The 17,905-nt window shown below is 67.7% G+C and carries 17 protein-coding genes, 1 tRNA gene and 1 pseudogene; 2 read left to right on the plus strand and 17 right to left on the minus strand.

All coding sequences use genetic code 11. From position 1 onward, the window contains the following. Positions 1-19 precede the first annotated feature (19 nt). Positions 20-448 carry a hotdog fold thioesterase gene (locus G4G29_RS10025; RefSeq protein ID WP_183152704.1) on the plus strand — a complete coding sequence of 143 codons (429 nt, stop codon included), beginning with the start codon at positions 20-22 and terminating at the stop codon, positions 446-448. On the opposite strand, the gene G4G29_RS10030 is transcribed toward G4G29_RS10025, so the two are convergent. After that, positions 423-998 carry a GNAT family N-acetyltransferase gene (locus tag G4G29_RS10030; RefSeq protein ID WP_244632567.1) on the minus strand — a complete coding sequence of 192 codons (576 nt, stop codon included), beginning with the start codon at positions 996-998 and terminating at the stop codon, positions 423-425. The two genes, G4G29_RS10025 and G4G29_RS10030, sit on opposite strands and share 26 nt — an antisense overlap. 2 nt (positions 999-1,000) lie before the next feature. Continuing rightward, positions 1,001-1,621 carry a response regulator gene (locus tag G4G29_RS10035; RefSeq protein WP_017202127.1) on the minus strand — a complete coding sequence of 207 codons (621 nt, stop codon included), beginning with the start codon at positions 1,619-1,621 and terminating at the stop codon, positions 1,001-1,003. Between the two features lie 101 nt (positions 1,622-1,722). Between G4G29_RS10035 and G4G29_RS10040 the strand changes: the two genes are divergently transcribed. Then, positions 1,723-1,805, plus strand: a tRNA-Leu gene (locus G4G29_RS10040). 22 nt (positions 1,806-1,827) lie between these two features. Here G4G29_RS10040 and G4G29_RS10045 read toward each other — a convergent pair. The 15 genes and pseudogenes from G4G29_RS10045 to rpe form a co-directional block, all read right to left on the minus strand. Then, positions 1,828-2,484: an alpha/beta fold hydrolase gene (locus G4G29_RS10045; RefSeq protein ID WP_183152706.1), complete on the minus strand. Its 657-nt coding sequence runs from the start codon at positions 2,482-2,484 to the stop codon at positions 1,828-1,830. Positions 2,485-2,593: 109 nt separating this feature from the next. Further along, positions 2,594-4,042, minus strand: coding sequence for a pyruvate kinase (pyk, locus tag G4G29_RS10050; RefSeq protein ID WP_183152707.1), 1,449 nt, complete (start codon positions 4,040-4,042; stop codon positions 2,594-2,596). A 57-nt stretch (positions 4,043-4,099) separates the two neighbouring features. Continuing rightward, entirely contained in the window at positions 4,100-5,566 is a 1,467-nt protein-coding gene (locus G4G29_RS10055) for a glutamate synthase subunit beta (RefSeq protein ID WP_183150035.1), read from the minus strand. Beyond that, a complete protein-coding gene (gene gltB / locus G4G29_RS10060) occupies positions 5,559-10,082 on the minus strand; it encodes a glutamate synthase large subunit (RefSeq protein WP_183152802.1) in 4,524 nt (1,507 codons plus the stop codon). The genes G4G29_RS10055 and gltB overlap by 8 nt, the downstream gene beginning before the upstream one ends. A gap of 146 nt (positions 10,083-10,228) precedes the next feature. After that, positions 10,229-11,254, minus strand: coding sequence for a prolipoprotein diacylglyceryl transferase (lgt, locus tag G4G29_RS10065; RefSeq protein WP_183150036.1), 1,026 nt, complete (start codon positions 11,252-11,254; stop codon positions 10,229-10,231). A 10-nt stretch (positions 11,255-11,264) separates the two neighbouring features. Further along, positions 11,265-12,066 (minus strand): annotated as a pseudogene (gene trpA / locus G4G29_RS10070) (tryptophan synthase subunit alpha). Continuing rightward, positions 12,063-13,331 carry a tryptophan synthase subunit beta gene (trpB, locus tag G4G29_RS10075; RefSeq protein WP_183152803.1) on the minus strand — a complete coding sequence of 423 codons (1,269 nt, stop codon included), beginning with the start codon at positions 13,329-13,331 and terminating at the stop codon, positions 12,063-12,065. The pseudogene trpA and the gene trpB overlap by 4 nt, the downstream one beginning before the upstream one ends. Then, positions 13,331-14,104, minus strand: coding sequence for an indole-3-glycerol phosphate synthase TrpC (gene trpC, locus G4G29_RS10080; RefSeq protein WP_183150037.1), 774 nt, complete (start codon positions 14,102-14,104; stop codon positions 13,331-13,333). The genes trpB and trpC overlap by 1 nt, the downstream gene beginning before the upstream one ends. After that, positions 14,104-14,334, minus strand: coding sequence for an HGxxPAAW family protein (locus G4G29_RS10085; protein WP_183150038.1), 231 nt, complete (start codon positions 14,332-14,334; stop codon positions 14,104-14,106). Before G4G29_RS10085 ends, trpC begins: the two co-directional genes overlap by 1 nt. Before the next feature lie 47 nt (positions 14,335-14,381). Beyond that, positions 14,382-14,771, minus strand: coding sequence for a Trp biosynthesis-associated membrane protein (locus G4G29_RS10090; RefSeq protein WP_244631862.1), 390 nt, complete (start codon positions 14,769-14,771; stop codon positions 14,382-14,384). Positions 14,772-14,964: 193 nt separating this feature from the next. Further along, complete coding sequence (gene hisI / locus G4G29_RS10095) at positions 14,965-15,324, minus strand: phosphoribosyl-AMP cyclohydrolase (protein ID WP_183150039.1); 360 nt, start codon at positions 15,322-15,324, stop codon at positions 14,965-14,967. Then, positions 15,321-16,082, minus strand: coding sequence for an imidazole glycerol phosphate synthase subunit HisF (hisF, locus tag G4G29_RS10100; RefSeq protein ID WP_183150040.1), 762 nt, complete (start codon positions 16,080-16,082; stop codon positions 15,321-15,323). The genes hisI and hisF overlap by 4 nt, the downstream gene beginning before the upstream one ends. Next, on the minus strand, positions 16,082-16,924 hold the full coding sequence (hisG, locus tag G4G29_RS10105) for an ATP phosphoribosyltransferase (protein WP_183150041.1): 843 nt from the start codon (positions 16,922-16,924) through the stop codon (positions 16,082-16,084). Before hisG ends, hisF begins: the two co-directional genes overlap by 1 nt. A 38-nt stretch (positions 16,925-16,962) precedes the next feature. Continuing rightward, the gene (locus G4G29_RS10110) at positions 16,963-17,226 is read right to left on the minus strand and encodes a phosphoribosyl-ATP diphosphatase (RefSeq protein ID WP_183150042.1); all 264 of its coding nucleotides are present in this window, start codon (positions 17,224-17,226) and stop codon (positions 16,963-16,965) included. Next, complete coding sequence (gene rpe, locus G4G29_RS10115; protein WP_183150043.1) at positions 17,223-17,903, minus strand: ribulose-phosphate 3-epimerase; 681 nt, start codon at positions 17,901-17,903, stop codon at positions 17,223-17,225. The genes G4G29_RS10110 and rpe overlap by 4 nt, the downstream gene beginning before the upstream one ends. Positions 17,904-17,905: the final 2 nt, after the last annotated feature.

The following is a 17,905-nucleotide window of genomic DNA, read 5'->3' on the forward strand; positions in this document are numbered from 1 at the left end:
ACACCCGCTGAGGAGGATCATGAGCGACGTCGCGACGAGCGAAGGGCTCGAGTGGGCCACGGCCCGCGGAATGGGCGCTCTCGCCGAGAAGATGGGCATGGAGTTCGTCGAGTTCAGCGTTGATCGCTGCGTGGCGACGATGCCTGTCGAGGGCAACACCCAGCCCGTGGGCCTCATGCACGGCGGAGCGTACGTGGTGCTCGGCGAGTCGCTCGGGTCGATGGCAGCCAATCTGCATGCGGGCGCAGGTCGACTCGCGGTCGGCGTCGACATCAACGCGACGCACACCCGATCGGCGACGTCGGGAGTCGTCACCGGCGTGTGCACCCCTGTCCACCTCGGGCGGAGCATCACGGTGCACGAGATCGTGGTGACGGACGATCAGGGACGTCGGTGCTCGACGATCCGGATCACGAACATGATCAAGGACCTTCCCTCGGGGAGCTGAGCGGCACCTCGAGCAGCCGCTGGAACAGCAGGTGGTCCTGCCACTCCCCCGCGATCAGCAGGTACTTCGGCGCGAGTCCGATGCGCTCGAAGCCGTTGCCGAGCAGCACGCGCTGGGAGCCGAGGTTGTGCAGCAGCGTCGCGGCCTGAAGGCGATGCAGGCGCAGCTCATCCCGCGCATATCCCGCGATCTCTCCTACCGCCCGACTCGCCAGTCCTCGGCGTAGGCGTGACGCATCGATCCAGTAGCCGAGATCCGCGCTCCAGAAGGCACCGCGCACGATGTTGTTGAGGTTCATCCGCCCGCGGATCTCGCCGTCATCCGACTCGATCACGAAGCGGACGCTGCGGCCGGCGGCTGCGTCCTCCACGCACTGCTGCGCGTGCTGCTCCTGCGAGGCGACGGCGAAGAACGCCTCGGAGCGGATCGGCTCCCACGGCGCGAGATGCTCCCGGTTCGCGAGATACGCCCGCGAGAGAGCAGCACCGTCACCGAGGCGGACCGGCCGAAGGATGTGCTCGGCGTCGAGCCGGAGGACCCCGGCCGCCACCATTACTTCTTCGGCGCGAGCTGCTCGATGATCGCCTTGGCGACGTCCTGCATCGTCAGGCGACGGTCCATGGACGCCTTCTGGATCCAGCGGAACGCCTCGGGCTCGCTCAGACCCATCTTCTCGTTGAGCAGCCCCTTGGCCCGGTCGACGAGTTTACGGGTCTCGAAGCGCTCGACCATGTCGGCGACCTCGGCCTCGAGCGTGATGATCTGCTCATGACGAGCCAGCGCGATCTCGATCGCGGGAAGGAGGTCGTTCGGCGTGAACGGCTTCACGACATATGCCAGGGCGCCCGCCTCGCTCGCGCGCTCGACGAGCTCCTTCTGGCTGAACGCCGTCAGGAGGACCACGGGTGCGATGTTGCCCTTGTGCAGCTTCTCCGCGGCGCTGATGCCGTCGAGCTGAGGCATCTTGACGTCCATGATGACGAGGTCGGGCCGCAGCTCGGTCGCGAGCGCCACCGCCGTCTCTCCGTCACCAGCCTCGCCGACGACATCGAAGCCGTTGTCGCGGAGGATCTCGACGATGTCGAGACGGATCAACGACTCGTCTTCGGCGACGACGACGCGTCGGGGTGCGGATGACGTGGGCTGTTCGGCCTGCTCTTCGTGCTCTGTCACATGACCATCCTAGTGGAGTGCCCCTGTCAGGGAGCCGTAGGGCGTCGGCGGCGGCGAACGCACCCCGCCCCCTGCGCTAAAGTCGTAGACGCGACACACGAGCCGGCGTGGCGGAATGGCAGACGCGGAGCACTCAAAATGCTTTGTCCGAAAGGGCGTGTGGGTTCGAGTCCCACCGCCGGCACACAGATATCGACGACCCGAGATCACTCCGCGAGCACAGCGAGTTCGGCCAGGACGCGGGGGTGCGCGAGGATCCGGAAGTGCCCGCCTGTCTCGAGTCGCACGTTCTTCGCACCGGCCAGCTCGCTGCCCTCCGGGATGTGGGGATCGAACGCCGCGTAGATCGACACGATCCGCTCATTGACCGTGAGCTGTCGGGCCATGCCCACGATCGAGGGATCCTCTGGCGAGAACGCGCGCAGGGTGCGCGACAGCATCAGCCGCGCGTAACGCGAGCCGCCGAACGGTGTCGCGATCGCGAGCATCGAACGAACCCGCTCCCCCGCATGCCCGGTCATGACGAGCTTGCCTGCCAGCCCGCCCTTGCTGTGCGCGACGAGGATCACGTCGGTGAGGTCGTGACGCTCGACGAACTCCGCGACGGCCGCGGCGATGTCGGCCACAGGACGCTCGTTCCGACGCAGCGTGTCGACGATGTGGACGGCGTGCCCCCTCGCATGCATCTGCTCCACGAGGGGCTGCATGAACTTCCACGTCTCGTACACTCCGGGGAGCACGACGATGTTCGCTCGGCTCCCTGATCCGAAAGTCGCGGGATCGGTGCGGTCGAACGTCGCTCGCAGCTGCCAGTAGCCCGCGTATACGTAGTCGGCGATCCACCAAGCGGCCTTCCTCAGCATGCCGATGACACACGCCCTGTCGCACAGCTTCGGCTCATGAGAGTAAAACTACCGGGCCGCACGACAGTGGGGGCGAGACCGAAGTCCCGCCCCCACTGGATGCCGTGTGTCAGACGCCGGCCTTGTAGATCGGTGCTGCACCGCGGATCGCGTCGCCGACCTTGTGCACGCGAAGGTCGTTCGTCGATCCGATGATCCCGGGAGGGGAACCCGAGATCACGACGACCTTGTCCCCTTCCTCGGCCAGTCCGTTGCCGAGCAGATACTCGTCGACCTGGTGATACATCAGGTCGGTGTGCTGCACCATGTCGACGAGCGTCGAGCGGATGCCCCAGGTGAGCGCCATACGACGACGGATACCCGGCTCCGGGGTGAACGCGATCATCGGGATGCGCGACCGCAGACGCGACAGGCGACGCGCGGAGTCGCCCGACTGCGTGAAGACGCAGAGGAACTTCGCATCGACGAACTCGGCGACCTCGAGCGCGGCGAGGGTGATCGCACCGCCCTGGGTGCGGGGCTTGGTCGTGAGCGGCGCGATGCGCTCCAGCCCGTGCTCCTCGGTCGATTCGATGATGCGGGCCATGGTCTCGACGACCACGACCGGGTAGTCGCCCACGCTCGTCTCGCCGGACAGCATCACGGCGTCCGCGCCGTCGAGCACGGCGTTCGCGACGTCCGAGGTCTCGGCGCGCGTCGGGACGGGGCTGTTGATCATCGACTCGAGCATCTGCGTCGCGACGATGACGGGCTTCGCGTTGCGACGGGCGAGTTCGACGGCGCGCTTCTGCACGATGGGCACGGCCTCGAGCGGCAGCTCGACACCGAGGTCTCCACGGGCGACCATGATGGCGTCGAAGGCATCCACGATCTCCTCGAGCGCGTCGACCGCCTGCGGCTTCTCGACCTTGGCGATGACGGGGACCTTGACGCCTTCTTCGGCCATGATCTCGTGCACGCGGGTCACATCGGCCGCGTTCCGCACGAAGGACAGCGCGATCAGGTCGGCTCCGATACGGAGCCCCCAGCGCAGGTCGTCCTCGTCCTTCTCGCTCAGAGCAGGCACGTTCACCGCGACACCCGGGAGGTTGATGCCCTTGTTGTTGGACACGGCGCCCGCGACGATCACCTTGGTGGTGACGGTGACGCCGTCGGTCTCGACGACCTCGACGCGGACCTTGCCGTCGTCGATGAGCAGGAAGTCGCCCGGCTTCACATCGTTGGGGAGGCCCTTGAATGTGGTGCCGGAGATCTCCTTGTTCCCGACGATGTCCTCGGTGGTGATCTTGAAGAGGTCGCCCTTGGCGAGCTCGTACGGTCCGCCCTCGAACTTGCCGAGGCGGATCTTCGGGCCCTGCAGGTCGACGAGGATCGCGACGGCACGGCCGGCATCCTCGGCCGCACGACGCACGTTGGCGTAGTTGTTCTCGTGCACGGAGTAGTCACCGTGGCTGAGGTTCAGGCGTGCGACGTCCACCCCCGCATCGATCAGTGCACGCACCGTCTCATAGGTGGAGGTGGCGGGGCCCAGGGTGGCGACGATTTTCGCGCGTCTCAAAGATTGCTCCAGGGTAGAAGTGGGGGATGTAGATCAGGCGACGGTGCCGGCCTCAGCCTACGCGGGCTGGAGTCCGATCGCGACATCGCTCGGGCGCACGGGCTCGGGGAGCACGGTCGTTCCCATCAGGTACCGGTCGACGTTCGCCGCGGCAGCGCGACCCTCGGCGATGGCCCACACGATGAGCGACTGCCCGCGGCCGGCGTCACCGGCGACGAACACACCGGGGACGGTGGACTCGTACGAGGAATCGCGGCGGAACGCTCCGCGGTCGCTCACCTGCGGAAGGGTCTCCTCGGTGTACCCGTCCTGCTCCGGTCCGGTGAAGCCCATCGCGATGAGGATCAGATCGGCGGGGATCTCGCGCTCGGTGCCGCTCTTGGGAACACGACGTCCGTCGACGTACTCGGTCTCGGCGACCCGCAGCGCGCGGACCTCGCCGACCTCGTTGCCGAGGAACTCGACCGTGGATGCGAGGAAGACCCTCTCGCCACCCTCTTCGTGCGCGGAGGACACCTCGAAGATCGTCGGCATCATCGGCCACGGCTGGTGGTCGGGGCGGGTGTCGCCGGGCTGCTTGCCGATCGCGAGGTTCGTGACGCTGAGCGCCCCCTGGCGGTGCGCGGTGCCGATGCAGTCCGCACCGGTGTCGCCGCCGCCGATCACGATGACGTGCTTGCCTTCGGCGCTGATCTGGTCGGTGACCTTGTCGCCGGCGACCGCGTGGTTGGACTCGACCAGGTACTCCATCGCGAAGTGCACGCCGTCGAGGTCGCGGCCGGGGATCGCCAGGTCGCGCGGAACCGTCGACCCGGTGGCGATCACGACGGCGTCGTAACGGGCGCGCAGGTCGGGCCAGGAGATGTCCTTGCCGATCTCCACACCGGCGCGGAACCGGGTGCCCTCCTCCTGCATCTGGCGAAGGCGCGACTCGAGCTGCGTCTTCTCCATCTTGAAGTCGGGGATGCCGTAGCGGAGCAGGCCGCCGATCCGGTCGTCGCGCTCGAACACCGCGACGGTGTGCCCTGCGCGGGTGAGCTGCTGGGCGGCCGCGAGACCCGCAGGCCCCGACCCGACGACGGCGACGGTCTTCCCGGTCAGACGCTCCGGTGGCTCCGGCTCGACCCAGCCCTTCGCGAACGCCTCGTCGATGATCGAGACCTCGACCTGCTTGATCGTGACCGCAGGCTGGTTGATGCCCAGCACGCACGAGCTCTCGCACGGTGCGGGGCAGAGACGACCGGTGAACTCCGGGAAGTTGTTCGTGGCGTGCAGCCGCTCGATGGCGGCGCGCCCCTCTCCCCGCCAGGTGAGATCGTTCCACTCCGGGATCAGGTTGCCCAGGGGGCAGCCCTGATGGCAGAACGGCACACCGCAGTCCATGCAGCGGCCGGCCTGGCGACGCAGGACCGCCTTGTCGCCGGGCTCATAGACCTCTTTCCAGTCCATGATGCGCACCGGCACCGGACGTCGTGCGGGAAGTTCCCGCTCGGTCACCTTCAGAAAGCCTTTGGGATCAGCCACCGGTCACCTCCAGGATGCGGTTCCACACGATGTCGCCGTCGGGGTCGATCCCCTCGGCCAGCGCCTCCTCGCGCATGCTCCGCACGGCGGCGAAGTCTCGAGGAAGCACCTTCACGAACTCCGACGCACTCTCCTCGAAGCTCTCCAGGAGAGCAGAGGCTCGCGGCGATGCCGTGCGCTCGACGTGCGCGACGAGCAGGCTGCGCAGCACCTCGAGGTCTGCACGGTCGAGGGGCTCGAGACGGAGCTCGCCGCTGCCCAGCGACTGCGCGTTCACCTTGCCGGCGTCGAGAGCGTGGACATACGCCACTCCCCCGGACATCCCCGCACCGAAGTTGCGTCCTGTCGAGCCGAGGATCACCGCCAGGCCTCCGGTCATGTACTCGAGAGCGTGGTCGCCCACACCCTCAACGACCGCCGTGGCGCCCGAGTTGCGTACGAGGAAGCGCTCGCCAACGACGCCGGAGATGAACATCGTGCCCGATGTCGCACCGTAACCGATCACGTTGCCGGCGATGACGTTCTCGTGCGGAGCGATCGACGAGCCGCGAGGCGGTCGGATCGTGATGTCGCCGCCCGAAAGCCCCTTGCCGACGTAGTCGTTCGCGTCGCCCTCGAGACGAAGGACGATGCCCGGCGGCAGGAAGGCGCCGAGAGACTGTCCTGCGGTTCCATGGAGCGTGACGTCGATCGTCCCCTCCGGAAGACCGGTGGCGCCGTGCCGGGAGGTCACCTGGTGGCCGAGCATCGTGCCGACGGCGCGCTCGGTGTTCGCGATCGGGAGTTCCACGACCACGGGTTCCGCATTGAGCAGAGCATTCTTGGCGATATCGATCAGTCGGACGTCGAAATGCTTGTCGAGTTCGTGGTCCTGGGCGCGTGCGTTGCGACGGGCTTCGCCGGCGGGGAAGGCAGGACCCTCGAGGACCGGGCTGAGGTCGAGGCCCTCGGCCTTCCAATGCTCGACCGCGGCGTCGACCTCGATGAGGTCGGCCCGTCCGATGATCTCGTCGAGGGAACGGTAGCCGAGCTCGGACAGCAGTTCGCGGACCTCCTCGGCGATGAACTCCATGAAGTTCACGACGAACTCCGGCTTGCCGGTGAAACGGTCGCGCAGCACCGGGTTCTGGGTGGCGACGCCGACCGGGCACGTGTCGAGATGACACACCCGCATCATGATGCACCCGCTGACCACGAGCGGAGCGGTGGCGAAGCCGAACTCCTCCGCGCCGAGCAGCGCGCCGATGATGACATCACGACCTGTCTTCAGCTGGCCGTCGACCTGCACCACGACGCGGTCGCGCATGCCGTTGAGCATGAGCGTCTGCTGGGTCTCGGCGAGGCCGAGTTCCCAGGGCGTGCCGGCGTGCTTGAGCGAGTTGAGCGGACTCGCGCCTGTGCCGCCGTCGTGACCGGACACCAGGATCACATCGCTCAGCGCCTTCGCCACACCGGCGGAGACCGCACCGATACCGGACTGGCTGACCAGCTTGGTGTGGATGCGCGCCTCGGGGTTCGCACGCTTCAGGTCGAAGATGAGCTGCTTGAGGTCCTCGATCGAGTAGATGTCGTGGTGCGGCGGAGGCGAGATGAGGCCGACGCCCGCGGTGGCATGCCGGGTACGGGCGACCCACGGGTAGACCTTGGTCGGAGGCAGCTGCCCTCCCTCGCCCGGCTTGGCGCCCTGGGCGAGCTTGATCTGGATGTCGTCCGCCTCGGTGAGGTACAGGCTCGTCACCCCGAATCGTCCCGAGGCCACCTGCTTGATGGCGCTCCGACGCTCGGGGTCGACAAGCCGGTCGGGGTCTTCGCCGCCCTCACCCGTGTTCGACTTGGCGCCGATGCTGTTCATCGCGACGGCGAGGGTCTCGTGCGCCTCGCGGGAGATCGAGCCGTAGCTCATCGCCCCGGTCGAGAAACGCTTGACGATCGACGACACCGGCTCGACCTCGTCCAGGGGGACGGGCTTGCGGGTGCCGGTGCGCAGCTGGAAGAGACCACGAAGGGTCTTCAGCTCGGCGGCCTGCTCGTCGACGAGTGCGGTGTACTCACGGAAGATGTCGTAGCGCCGCGTCCTGGTGGAGTGCTGCAGCTTGAACACCGTCTCCGGGTTGAACAGGTGCGGCGAGCCGTCACGGCGCCACTGGTATTCGCCACCGGTCCACAGACGCTCGTGCGCACGGGCGGCGGCATCCTCGGGATAGGCGTAGTCGTGACGTGCCTGGTTCTCGGCGAAGATCTCCTCGATCCCGATGCCGCCGAGCTTCGACTCCGTACGGGTGAAGTACGCGTCGATGAACTCCTGGCTGAGACCGATCGCCTCGAACACCTGGGCGCCCGCGTATGACGACACCGTGGAGATGCCCATCTTCGACATGATCTTGAGCACGCCCTTGCCGAGCGCGTAGATCAGGTTCTCGACGGCCTTCTCGGGAGTGATGCCGGTGATGAACCCGGTGCGGACGAGGTGTTCGACCGTCTCCATCGCCAGGTACGGGTTGACGGCGGAGGCGCCATAGCCGATGAGAGTCGCGACGTGATGAACCTCGCGCACGTCGCCCGCCTCGACGATGAGCCCGACCTTCATCCGGTTCTCACGACGGATGAGGTGGTGGTGGATCGCCGAGACCATGAGCAGCGACGGGATCGGCGTCAGGTCCTTGTTCGAGTCACGGTCGGACAGGATGATGAACTCGGCGCCGTTCTCGATGGCGTCATCCACCTCCGCGCACATCTCCGTGAGACGGTCCTGGAGCGTCTGAGGACCTGCGTCGAAGTGGTAGAGGCCGCGGATCGTCGCGCTCCATCGTCCGGGCATGGCCTTGTCGATGTGGCGGATCTTGGCGAGCTCGTCGTTGTCGATGACGGGGAAGTCGAGCGAGACGGTGCGAGTGTGCTCGGGGCCCCACGACAGCAGGTTGCTCTCCGGTCCGAGCCCCAGCTTGAGGCTCGTGACGACTTCTTCACGGATCGAGTCGAGCGGCGGGTTCGTGACCTGGGCGAACTGCTGCGTGAAGTAATCGAACAGCAGACGCGGACGCTTGCTGAGCACCGCGATCGGGGTGTCTGACCCCATGGCGCCGAGTGGCTCGACTCCGGTCTGACCCATCGGAGTGAGGAGGATGCGGACCTCTTCCTCCGTGTAGCCGAAGGTGCGCTGGCGTCGGGTGATCGATGCCGGCGGGTGCACGATGTGCTCGCGCTCCGGAAGCTCCGCGAGACGCACGGCACCGGCATCCAGCCACTCCTGCCACGGGTGCATCGTGGAGAGGTCGCGCTTGATCTCGCTGTCCTCGACGATGCGACGCTGCGAGGTGTCGACGAGGAACATCTTGCCCGGCTGCAGACGTCCGCGGCGCTTGATGCGCTCCGGCTCGAAGTGCAGCACCCCGGTCTCGGAGCCGATCACGACCAGACCGTCGGTGGTCTCCGTCCAGCGTCCAGGGCGCAGTCCGTTGCGGTCGAGGGTCGCACCCACCAGGGTTCCGTCGGTGAAGATCAGCGCAGCGGGTCCGTCCCACGGCTCCATCTGGTTCGAGTGGTACTCGTAGAACGAGCGCAGCTCCGGCGTGATGTCGGACTGCTTCTCGTAGGCCTCCGGCACCATCATCATGATGGCGTGGGGCAGGCTCCGCCCGGTCAGGGTCAGCAGCTCGAGGACCTCGTCGAACGAGGCGGAGTCGCTGGCGCCGTCGGTGCAGATCGGCAGCAGGGGCGCGATGTCGCCGAGCAGTTCGGATTCGAGCTGCGACTGGCGCGCGCGCATCCAGTTGCGGTTGCCGCCGACGGTGTTGATCTCGCCGTTGTGTGCGAGCATGCGCAGCGGCTGCGCCAGAGGCCAGGACGGGAACGTGTTCGTCGAGTAGCGGGAGTGCACGACCGCGAGCTCGGAGGCGAAGCGCTCGTCCTGCAGGTCGGGGTAGAACGGCTCCAGCTGGAGCGTCGTGACCATGCCCTTGTAGCCGAGGGTTCGGGCGGACAGGGAGACGAAGTAGGCGCCGAGCTCATGTCCTGCGCGCTTGCGCAGGCGGTAGGCGACGCGATCGAGAGCGATGCCCGTGAGCGGTGCGTCGGCGTGGGTCGCCCCACCGGCGCTCACGAACAGCTGCTCGAACGCGGGACGCGCCTCGTCGGCGAGCTTGCCGAGGTTCTCGTTGGCTGTGGGGACCTCGCGCCAGCCGAGGACGCGAAGTCCCTCGGAACGGGCGATCTTCTCGATCCCGGCCTTCTGCTGGCGACGCTCGCTCGAATCGCGAGGCAGGAACGCCAGTCCTGCGGCGTACTCCCCGACGGGCGGCAGTTCGAAGCCGGTCACAGCGCGGAGGAATGCATCGGGCATCTGCGTCAGGATGCCGGCGCCGTCCCCGGTGCCCGCGTCGGAGCCGATGGCCCCGCGGTGCTCCAGGTTGCGCAGGGCCTCGAGGGCCAACGCGATGATGTCGTGCCCGGCTTCGCCGCGCAGGGTCGCGACCATGGCGAGGCCGCAGGCGTCCTTCTCGAACGCCGGGTTGTACATTCCCTGCTTCGGGGGGTAGGCGCCGGACGCGCCGTAGGGTGGCTGGAAGTACACCAGTTACCGTCCTCAGATCTTCAGTGAAACCCGGGGACGACGTCGGCCCGCTCGTTCAGTGCAATGGTTCTCCCGCCACGAGGTGGCGTTGTTTATCGGGAGCCGTCCTCGCTCGTGGGAGCGGTGCTTGTGGCAGTGGCTCCTGCGGTGACTTCCTCGGTCGGAGGCTCGCTCACGTCCACGAAGTCAGAGGGATTGTTCTGCGATTGTACATCAGCGCCGGCGTCGGTCTTCTCGCGACCGGGCTGGTACGGCGAGGGCTCGAGACCGGGGTGACGGCGTGTCTGCACGATGAGGATGACGAGACCGACGACGACGCCGAGGATGGCCGCCCACACGTTGCTGCGCAGACCCAGGATGATCTCGCTCGGGTCGATGCGGATCGACTCCCAGACGATGCGTCCTGCGCTGTACCAGATGAGGTAGATCGCGAACAGGCGGCCCCACTGGAAGAAGAGCTTCCGCCCGAGCCACAGCAGCACCAGCACACCCAGCCCGTTCCAGATCACTTCATAGAGGAACGTCGGGTGGAAGAGCGTCCCTTCCGGGAGACCGGGCGGGAAGGCGGAGTTCGTCGACTCGATCTCGAGTCCCCAGGGCAGGTCGGTGGGGAGACCGAAGAGCTCGTGGTTGAACCAGTTCCCGAAGCGCCCCATGGCCTGAGCGAGCAGGAGACCGGGTGCCAGGGCATCCGCGAACGTCCAGAACCGGATCCCGGTCCAGCGGCAACCGAGGTAGGCGCCGATGGCGCCTCCGATGAGCGCGCCGAAGATCGCGATGCCGCCCTCCCAGATGGCCCACACCGAGCCGGGCTCGAACGGGTTCCAGGTGTTCTTCCCCTCACCGAAGTAGAAGTTCGGGTGCGTGAGCACGTGGAAGATGCGGGCGCCGATGATGGCCAGCGGCACGGCCAGGATCGAGATGTCGATCACGACCCACGGCTCGGCTCCGCGCTTCGTGAGCCGACGGTTGGTCAGCAGCGTGGCGGCGATGATGCCGGCGATGATGCACAGCGCGTAGAAGTGGATCCGTACCGGCCCGAGGTCGAAGTAGGACACCAGGGGGCTCGGGATGCTGGCGAGCACGCTCGTGAAGGTGCTGGGGAACGCGAGGGACATGAGTGCGATTCTAGTTCTCGGTCTCGGGGCGTGCCGACGCGGTACCGGCAGCCAGGTTTCGGGTGACCTCGGCGAGGGCGGGTACGCCGCCGTCACGGAGGGCGCGGACGAGTGCGGTGCCGACGATCGCGCCATCCGCGTATTCGGAGACTCCGGCGATCTGCTCGGCGGTCGAGATGCCGATACCGACGCAGGCGCGAACGGCGCCGTGCGCGCAGCCGACCGACGAGGGTACGCGCAGCACGGTCGAGTTCCGCCCGCTCTCCGGTGATCCCCATCGTCGAGACGGTGTAGACGAAGCCCGTCGACGACTTCACGACCAGGTCGAGGCGCTCGTCGGACGACGTCGGCGCCGCGAGGAACACCCGGTCGAGGCCCGTCCGCTCGCTGGCGGCGATCCACTCCCCCGCGGCCTCCGGCGTGATGTCGGGTGTGATGAGCCCGGCGCCCCCCGCGGCGAGCAGGTCGTCGGCATAGCGGTCGACCCCGTACTGCATCACCGGGTTCCAATACGTCATGACGAGCACGGGAACGTCCGTCGCGGCCGTGATCGCACGGATCGCGGTGAACAGATCGGCCATCCGGAATCCCGCGGCGAGAGCCTTGGTCGTCGCCTCCTGGATGATCGCGCCGTCCATCACCGGATCACTGTACGGCGGGCCCAGTTCGATGATGTCGACGCCGTTCTCGGCGAGGGCGATGGCTGCCCGGATGCTGGTGTCGAGGTCGGGGAACCCCACAGGGAGGTAGCCGACGAACGCGCTGCGGCCGGCGTCGTGCGCCTTCTGGATCGCCTGTTCGACGCGGCTCATAGCTGCGGTTCCCCCTTCGATGCCGCTTCTTCGTCGTCGCTCTCCGCCGAGACGTCGTGCTCCAGAGCGGCCTCGTCGTACAGCTGGAAGTAGCGGGCGGCGGTGTCCATGTCCTTGTCGCCGCGCCCGGAGAGGCAGACGGCGATCAGACCTTCGGGGCCGAGCTCGCGTCCTATCCGCAGCGCGCCGGCGAGGGCATGAGCCGACTCGATGGCCGGGATGATCCCCTCGGTGCGGCTGAGCAGGCGCAGAGCCTGCATGGCCTCGTCATCGGTGGCGGGGATGTACTCGGCGCGCCCGATGTCTGCGAGCCAGGAATGCTCCGGGCCGACGCCGGGATAGTCGAGGCCTGCCGAGATCGAATGCGATTCGACCGTCTGCCCGTCTTCGTCCTGCAGCACGTAGGTCTTCGCGCCGTGCAGCACGCCGGGACGGCCGCGTTCGATCGATGCCGCATGCTTCTCGGTGTCGACCCCGTCTCCCGCGGCCTCCACGCCATAGAGTTTGACGTCGTCGTCGTCGAGGAACGCATCGAACATGCCGATCGCATTGGACCCGCCGCCGACGCACGCGACGACCGCGTCGGGGAGCCGACCGGCCTCGTCGAGCAGCTGGGCGCGTGCCTCTTCGCCGATGATCTTCTGAAAATCACGGACCATCGCCGGGAACGGGTGAGGTCCCGCGGCGGTGCCGAAGATGTAGTTGGTCGTCTCGACCGAGGCCACCCAATCGCGATAGGCGTCGTTGATGGCGTCCTTGAGCGTGCGCGAGCCCGAGGTCACCGGAATCACCTCGGCGCCCAGCAGGCGCATGCGGGCGACGTTGAGGGCCTGCCGCTCGGTGTCGACCTCGCCCATGTAGATCGTGCATTCCAGGCCGAACAATGCGGCCGCCGTCGCGGTCGCGACGCCGTGCTGCCCCGCACCCGTCTCGGCGATCACCCGGGTCTTCCCCAGGCGCTTGGTGAGCAGAGCCTGCCCCAGCACGTTGTTGATCTTGTGGGACCCGGTGTGGTTCAGGTCTTCGCGCTTGAGGAAGATGCGCGCGCCGCCGGCATGCTCGGCGAACCGCGGCACCTCGGTGATCGGAGACGGTCGACCGGCGTAGGAGTGCAGCAGCTGAGCGAGTTCGGTCCGGAACTCCGGGTCGTCGATCGCGGCCTCGTACGCCACGGTCAGCTCGTCGATCGCGGCGATCAGCGACTCGGGCATGAAGCGCCCGCCGAACTCGCCGAAGAAGGGGCCGTGCTGCGCACGCAGACTCATCATGCCTCCAGGAAACGCTTGAGGGTGGCGACCGGGTCTCCGGTCACGAGCGCCTCGCCGATGAGGACGACATCGGCGCCGGCGGAACGGTAGTGCACGACATCGGCCGGGGTCAGCACCGCGGACTCCGCGATCTTCACCGCGGAGTCGGGGATCCGTTCCACGAGCCGCCCGAAAAGGTCGCGGTCGAGCTCCAAGGTCTTCAGATCCCGCGCGTTCACACCGATGAGCGGCGCACCGAGGTCGATCGCCGCCTCGAGCTCCTCCCCGGAATGCGTCTCGACGAGCGGTGTCATGCCGAGGTCCGTGATGAACGCGAAGAGGTCACGGAGCACAGCGGGTTCGAGTCCGGCGACGATCAGCAGCACGAGGTCGGCGCCGGCGGCCCGCGCTTCGAGCACCTGGTAGCGCGTGGCGATGAAGTCCTTGCGCAACACGGGAAGGGAGACCTTCGCCGTGACGGCCTCGAGATCGGCGAGACTGCCGCCGAAGCGGCGTTCCTCGGTGAGCACGCTGATCGCCGACGCGCCACCGGTCTCGTAGAGGGACGCCTGGAGTGCCGGGTCGGGGATCTCTGCGAGGGCACCGCGCGACGGACTCGCGCGCTTGACCTCCGCGATGATCTTGACGCGATCGGCGGGGGCGAGATACGACAGCGCATCCTTGGCTGCCGGACGCTCCAGCGCCGCGCGTTCGACGACGGCGAGCGGGCGCGACAGAGCACGACGCTCTGCGTCAGCGACAGCGCCGGCCGTCAGGTCGGCGAGGACCATTAGTGCGCCTTCGGAGCGTACTTCGGACCCTTCACGCCGTAGCCGGCCTTGGCCAGCGCCCAACCCACGATCGCACCGATCGGGATGAGGGCGACCGACGCCCACACGAGTGCGGGCTGCTCGAAGCAGAACGCGACGGTGCCGGCGGTGACGCCGACCAGCATGATCACGACAGCGGTCCAGGCGGCAGGCGAGTGTCCGTGGCCGGGATCGGCGATCGGGTTGGTCATGTTCTCCTCCGGGGGACGGCGTGCAGTTCGAGTTCAGTCTATCGGGGTCAGCGCGTCGGATCGGTTCCGCGCGACAGCTCGTCCCAGGAATCGACGGCGTCGACGGGACCGTCATGGGCGACATCCACGGGATCCGTGCGGTAGCGGCGTCCTCCGGCCTTCCATCCTCGCCACGTCGTCAGGACGACGAGCGACGCGGCGAGCAGGATCGCCCACCCGACGAGTGCGATGTACGGCCACGTGGAAGGGACGATGCTCGCCACGACCTCATGCACCGCGCGGCCTCCCGCGAGACCGGTGACCTCGGTCACTGTCGCCGCGATGGCATCGAACGGTTCCGCCAGCAGCAGCTGGAGCGTCGACCAGCCGAGGAAGACGGCAGTCGCCGCGGCGAGCACACCGAACACGAGGCGCACGGCCTTGCCCGCGATCGCCAACGCGGCGCCGAGGGCGAGGACTGCAAGGCTGAGGGGGCGAGCAGGACGAGGGCCGACGCGCCGGGCACCAGGATGTCCTCGCCGGCATCGATGCGTTCGACGGTCAACCACGTCTGCGTCGAGGAGATGATCCCGATCGCCCCGGCGAGAAGGAACCCGGAGACCGAGAGGGAGCGGCCGCGCTGCGCGAAGGTCACGTCCGGTCCGTCCCTGCCACGGCCTCGAGGTCGGTCGTGTCGAAGCACGTCCTGGTACCGGTGTGGCACGCCGGACCGGTCTGCGCCACGAGGAGCAGGATCGCATCGCCGTCGCAGTCGAGGCGCGCCTCGTGCACCACCTGGATGTGGCCCGAGGTGTCGCCCTTGCGCCAGTACTCCTGGCGGGACCGCGACCAGTAGGTCGCCCGTCCAGAGGTCAGCGTGCGCCGAAGAGCCTCGGCGTCCACCCAGGCGAGCATCAGTACCTCATGCGTGTCCCACTGCTGCACGATCACCGGCGCGAGACCGTCCGCGTTGAAGGCCACCTGTGCGATGCGCTCATCCACGGACGTCATCTGACCACCACTCCTTCTTCTCGCAGCGCGTCTTTGACGTCGCCGACCGTGAGAGCGCCGGTGTGGAACACGCTCGCCGCGAGGACGGCATCCGCGCCCGCTTTGATGGCCGGGGCGAAGTCCTCCACCCGGCCAGCGCCACCGGAGGCGATTACGGGAACGGACGCGACCTCGCGCATGAGGCGTACGAGCTCGAGGTCGAACCCGTCCCTGGTGCCGTCGGCATCGATCGAGTTCACCAGCAACTCACCCGCACCCCGCTCGACGGCCTCTCGGGCCCACGCGAGGGCATCGAGCGTCGTCTGCGTTCGACCGCCGTGCGTCGTGACGACGAATCCGGAAGGCGTCGCGTCGGCGCGCTTCACGTCGAGCGACAGCACGAGCACCTGGGCTCCGAAGCGGTCTGCGATCTCGCCGATGAGCTCAGGACGCGCTATCGCCGCAGAGTTCACGCCGACTTTGTCGGCCCCGACCGAGAGGAGGCGCGCGACGTCGTCGACGCTGCGCACTCCCCCACCCACCGTCAGCGGCACGAAGACCTGCTCCGCCGTGCGCTGGACGACGTCGTACGTCGTAGCTCTGGCGTCGACCGTCGCGGTCACATCGAGGAACGTGATCTCGTCGGCGCCCTGCGCCGCGTAGTGCCTGGCGAGTTCGACAGGGTCTCCCATGTCACGCAGGTTCTCGAAGTTCACTCCCTTGACGACGCGACCCTCGGCCACGTCCAGACACGGGATGACACGACTGGCGAGCGTCATCAGAGCCTCGCGTTGTGAATCGCCGTGACCAGGATGGCACGAGCGCCGAGCGCATACAGCGCATCCATGACCGGGTTCACGCGCGACCGGGCCACCATGACGCGGACCGCGACCCACTCCGGGTCGCGCAGCGGAGACACGGTCGGCGATTCCACGCCGCCCGCGATCTTCACCGCGTCGTCGAGGAGAGCGACCGGGAGGTCGTAGTCGATCATCACGTAACGTCGAGCGACCATGACCCCGCGCAGACGGCGCAGCAGCGTCTCGGCTCCCGCGGCGTCGGCGGGCCCCGCGATGAGCACGGCCTCCGACTCCAGGATCACCGGCCCGAACACCTCCAGCCCCGCCTGGCGGAGAGTCGTTCCCGTCTCCACGACATCCGCGACGGCATCGGCGACCCCGAGCTGGACCGCAGATTCGACCGCGCCGTCGAGGGGTACGAGGTCCACGGCGATGCCCCGTTGATCGAGGAACGCGTCGACGAGCCCCGGGTACGAGGTCGCGATGCGGAGTCCGTCCAACTCCTGCACGTCGCTGTACCGGCCGGTGGGGGCCGCGAACCGGAAGGTCGACCCGGCGAAGCCGAGCGCCTCGATCTCCCTGGCACCCGGCATCCGGGCGTCGAGAAGCAGATCGCGACCGGTGATCCCGACGTCGATCGCACCCGAACCGACATAGGTCGCGATGTCCTTGGGGCGGAGGAAGAAGAACTCGACGTCGTTCTCGGCGTCGACCACATGAAGGGTCTTCGGGTCGCGGCGGCCGGCATAGCCCGCCTCGGCGAGCATGTCGGCGGCGGTCTCGGAGAGCGAGCCCTTGTTGGGAACAGCGATGCGCAGCATGGATGGCTTTCAGTTCGAGGAGATCGGAACGGAGCGCATCACAGATGTCGGTAGACGTCCTGCAGAGTGAGGCCCTTCGCGAGCATCATCACCTGGAGGTGGTAGAGCAGCTGCGAGATCTCCTCCGCGGCCGCCTCATCGGATTCGTACTCCGCGGCCATCCACACCTCGGCCGCCTCTTCGACGATCTTCTTGCCGATGGTGTGCACACCGGCGTCGAGCTCGGCGACCGTCCCCGATCCTTCAGGACGGGACTCGGCCTTGACACGGAGCTCGGCGAACAGCTCGTCGAAAGTCTTCACAGTTCCAGGCTAGCGGCTCGAGCGAGGTCTCTGAGCCGGGAGACGGCTGCCTCGACATCATCGGCGCCGTACACCGCGGATCCCGCGACGAAGGTGTCGGCTCCTGCCTCCGCGGCCATCGCGATGGTGCGGGCCGAGATCCCCCCGTCGACCTGCAGCCAGACCTGCGAACCTCGGCGTCTGGCTTCTTCGGCGAGAGCGCGCAGCTTGGGCATAGTCTCAGGCATGAAGCCCTGTCCGCCGAAGCCCGGCTCGACCGTCATCACGAGGATCTGGTCGAACTCGTCGAGGACCTGGTAGAGGCCCTCCACCGGAGTCGCGGGCTTGACCGCGACCCCCGCCCTCGCGCCGATGTCACGGAGCCGTCTGGCGAGCGAGACCGGGTCGGCGGCCGCTTCGAGATGGAAGGTGACGCTCGCCGCACCGATCTCGGCGTAGTCGGGGGCCCACCGTTCGGGCTCCGTGATCATCAGATGCACGTCGAGCGGCACCGGGCTGGTGGCCTGGATCCGCTCGACCATCTGCGTGCCGAAGGTGAGATTCGGGACGAAGTGGTTGTCCATCACGTCGACGTGCACGAAGTCCGCCGTCGCGATGCGGGAGAGCTCCGCCTGCATGTTCACGAAATCGGCGGCGAGGATGCTGGGGTTGATGCGCGGGGCGCGGGGCAGTTCCACGG

Source organism: Microbacterium sp. Se63.02b (genome assembly GCF_014171575.1).
Classification (GTDB): domain Bacteria; phylum Actinomycetota; class Actinomycetes; order Actinomycetales; family Microbacteriaceae; genus Microbacterium.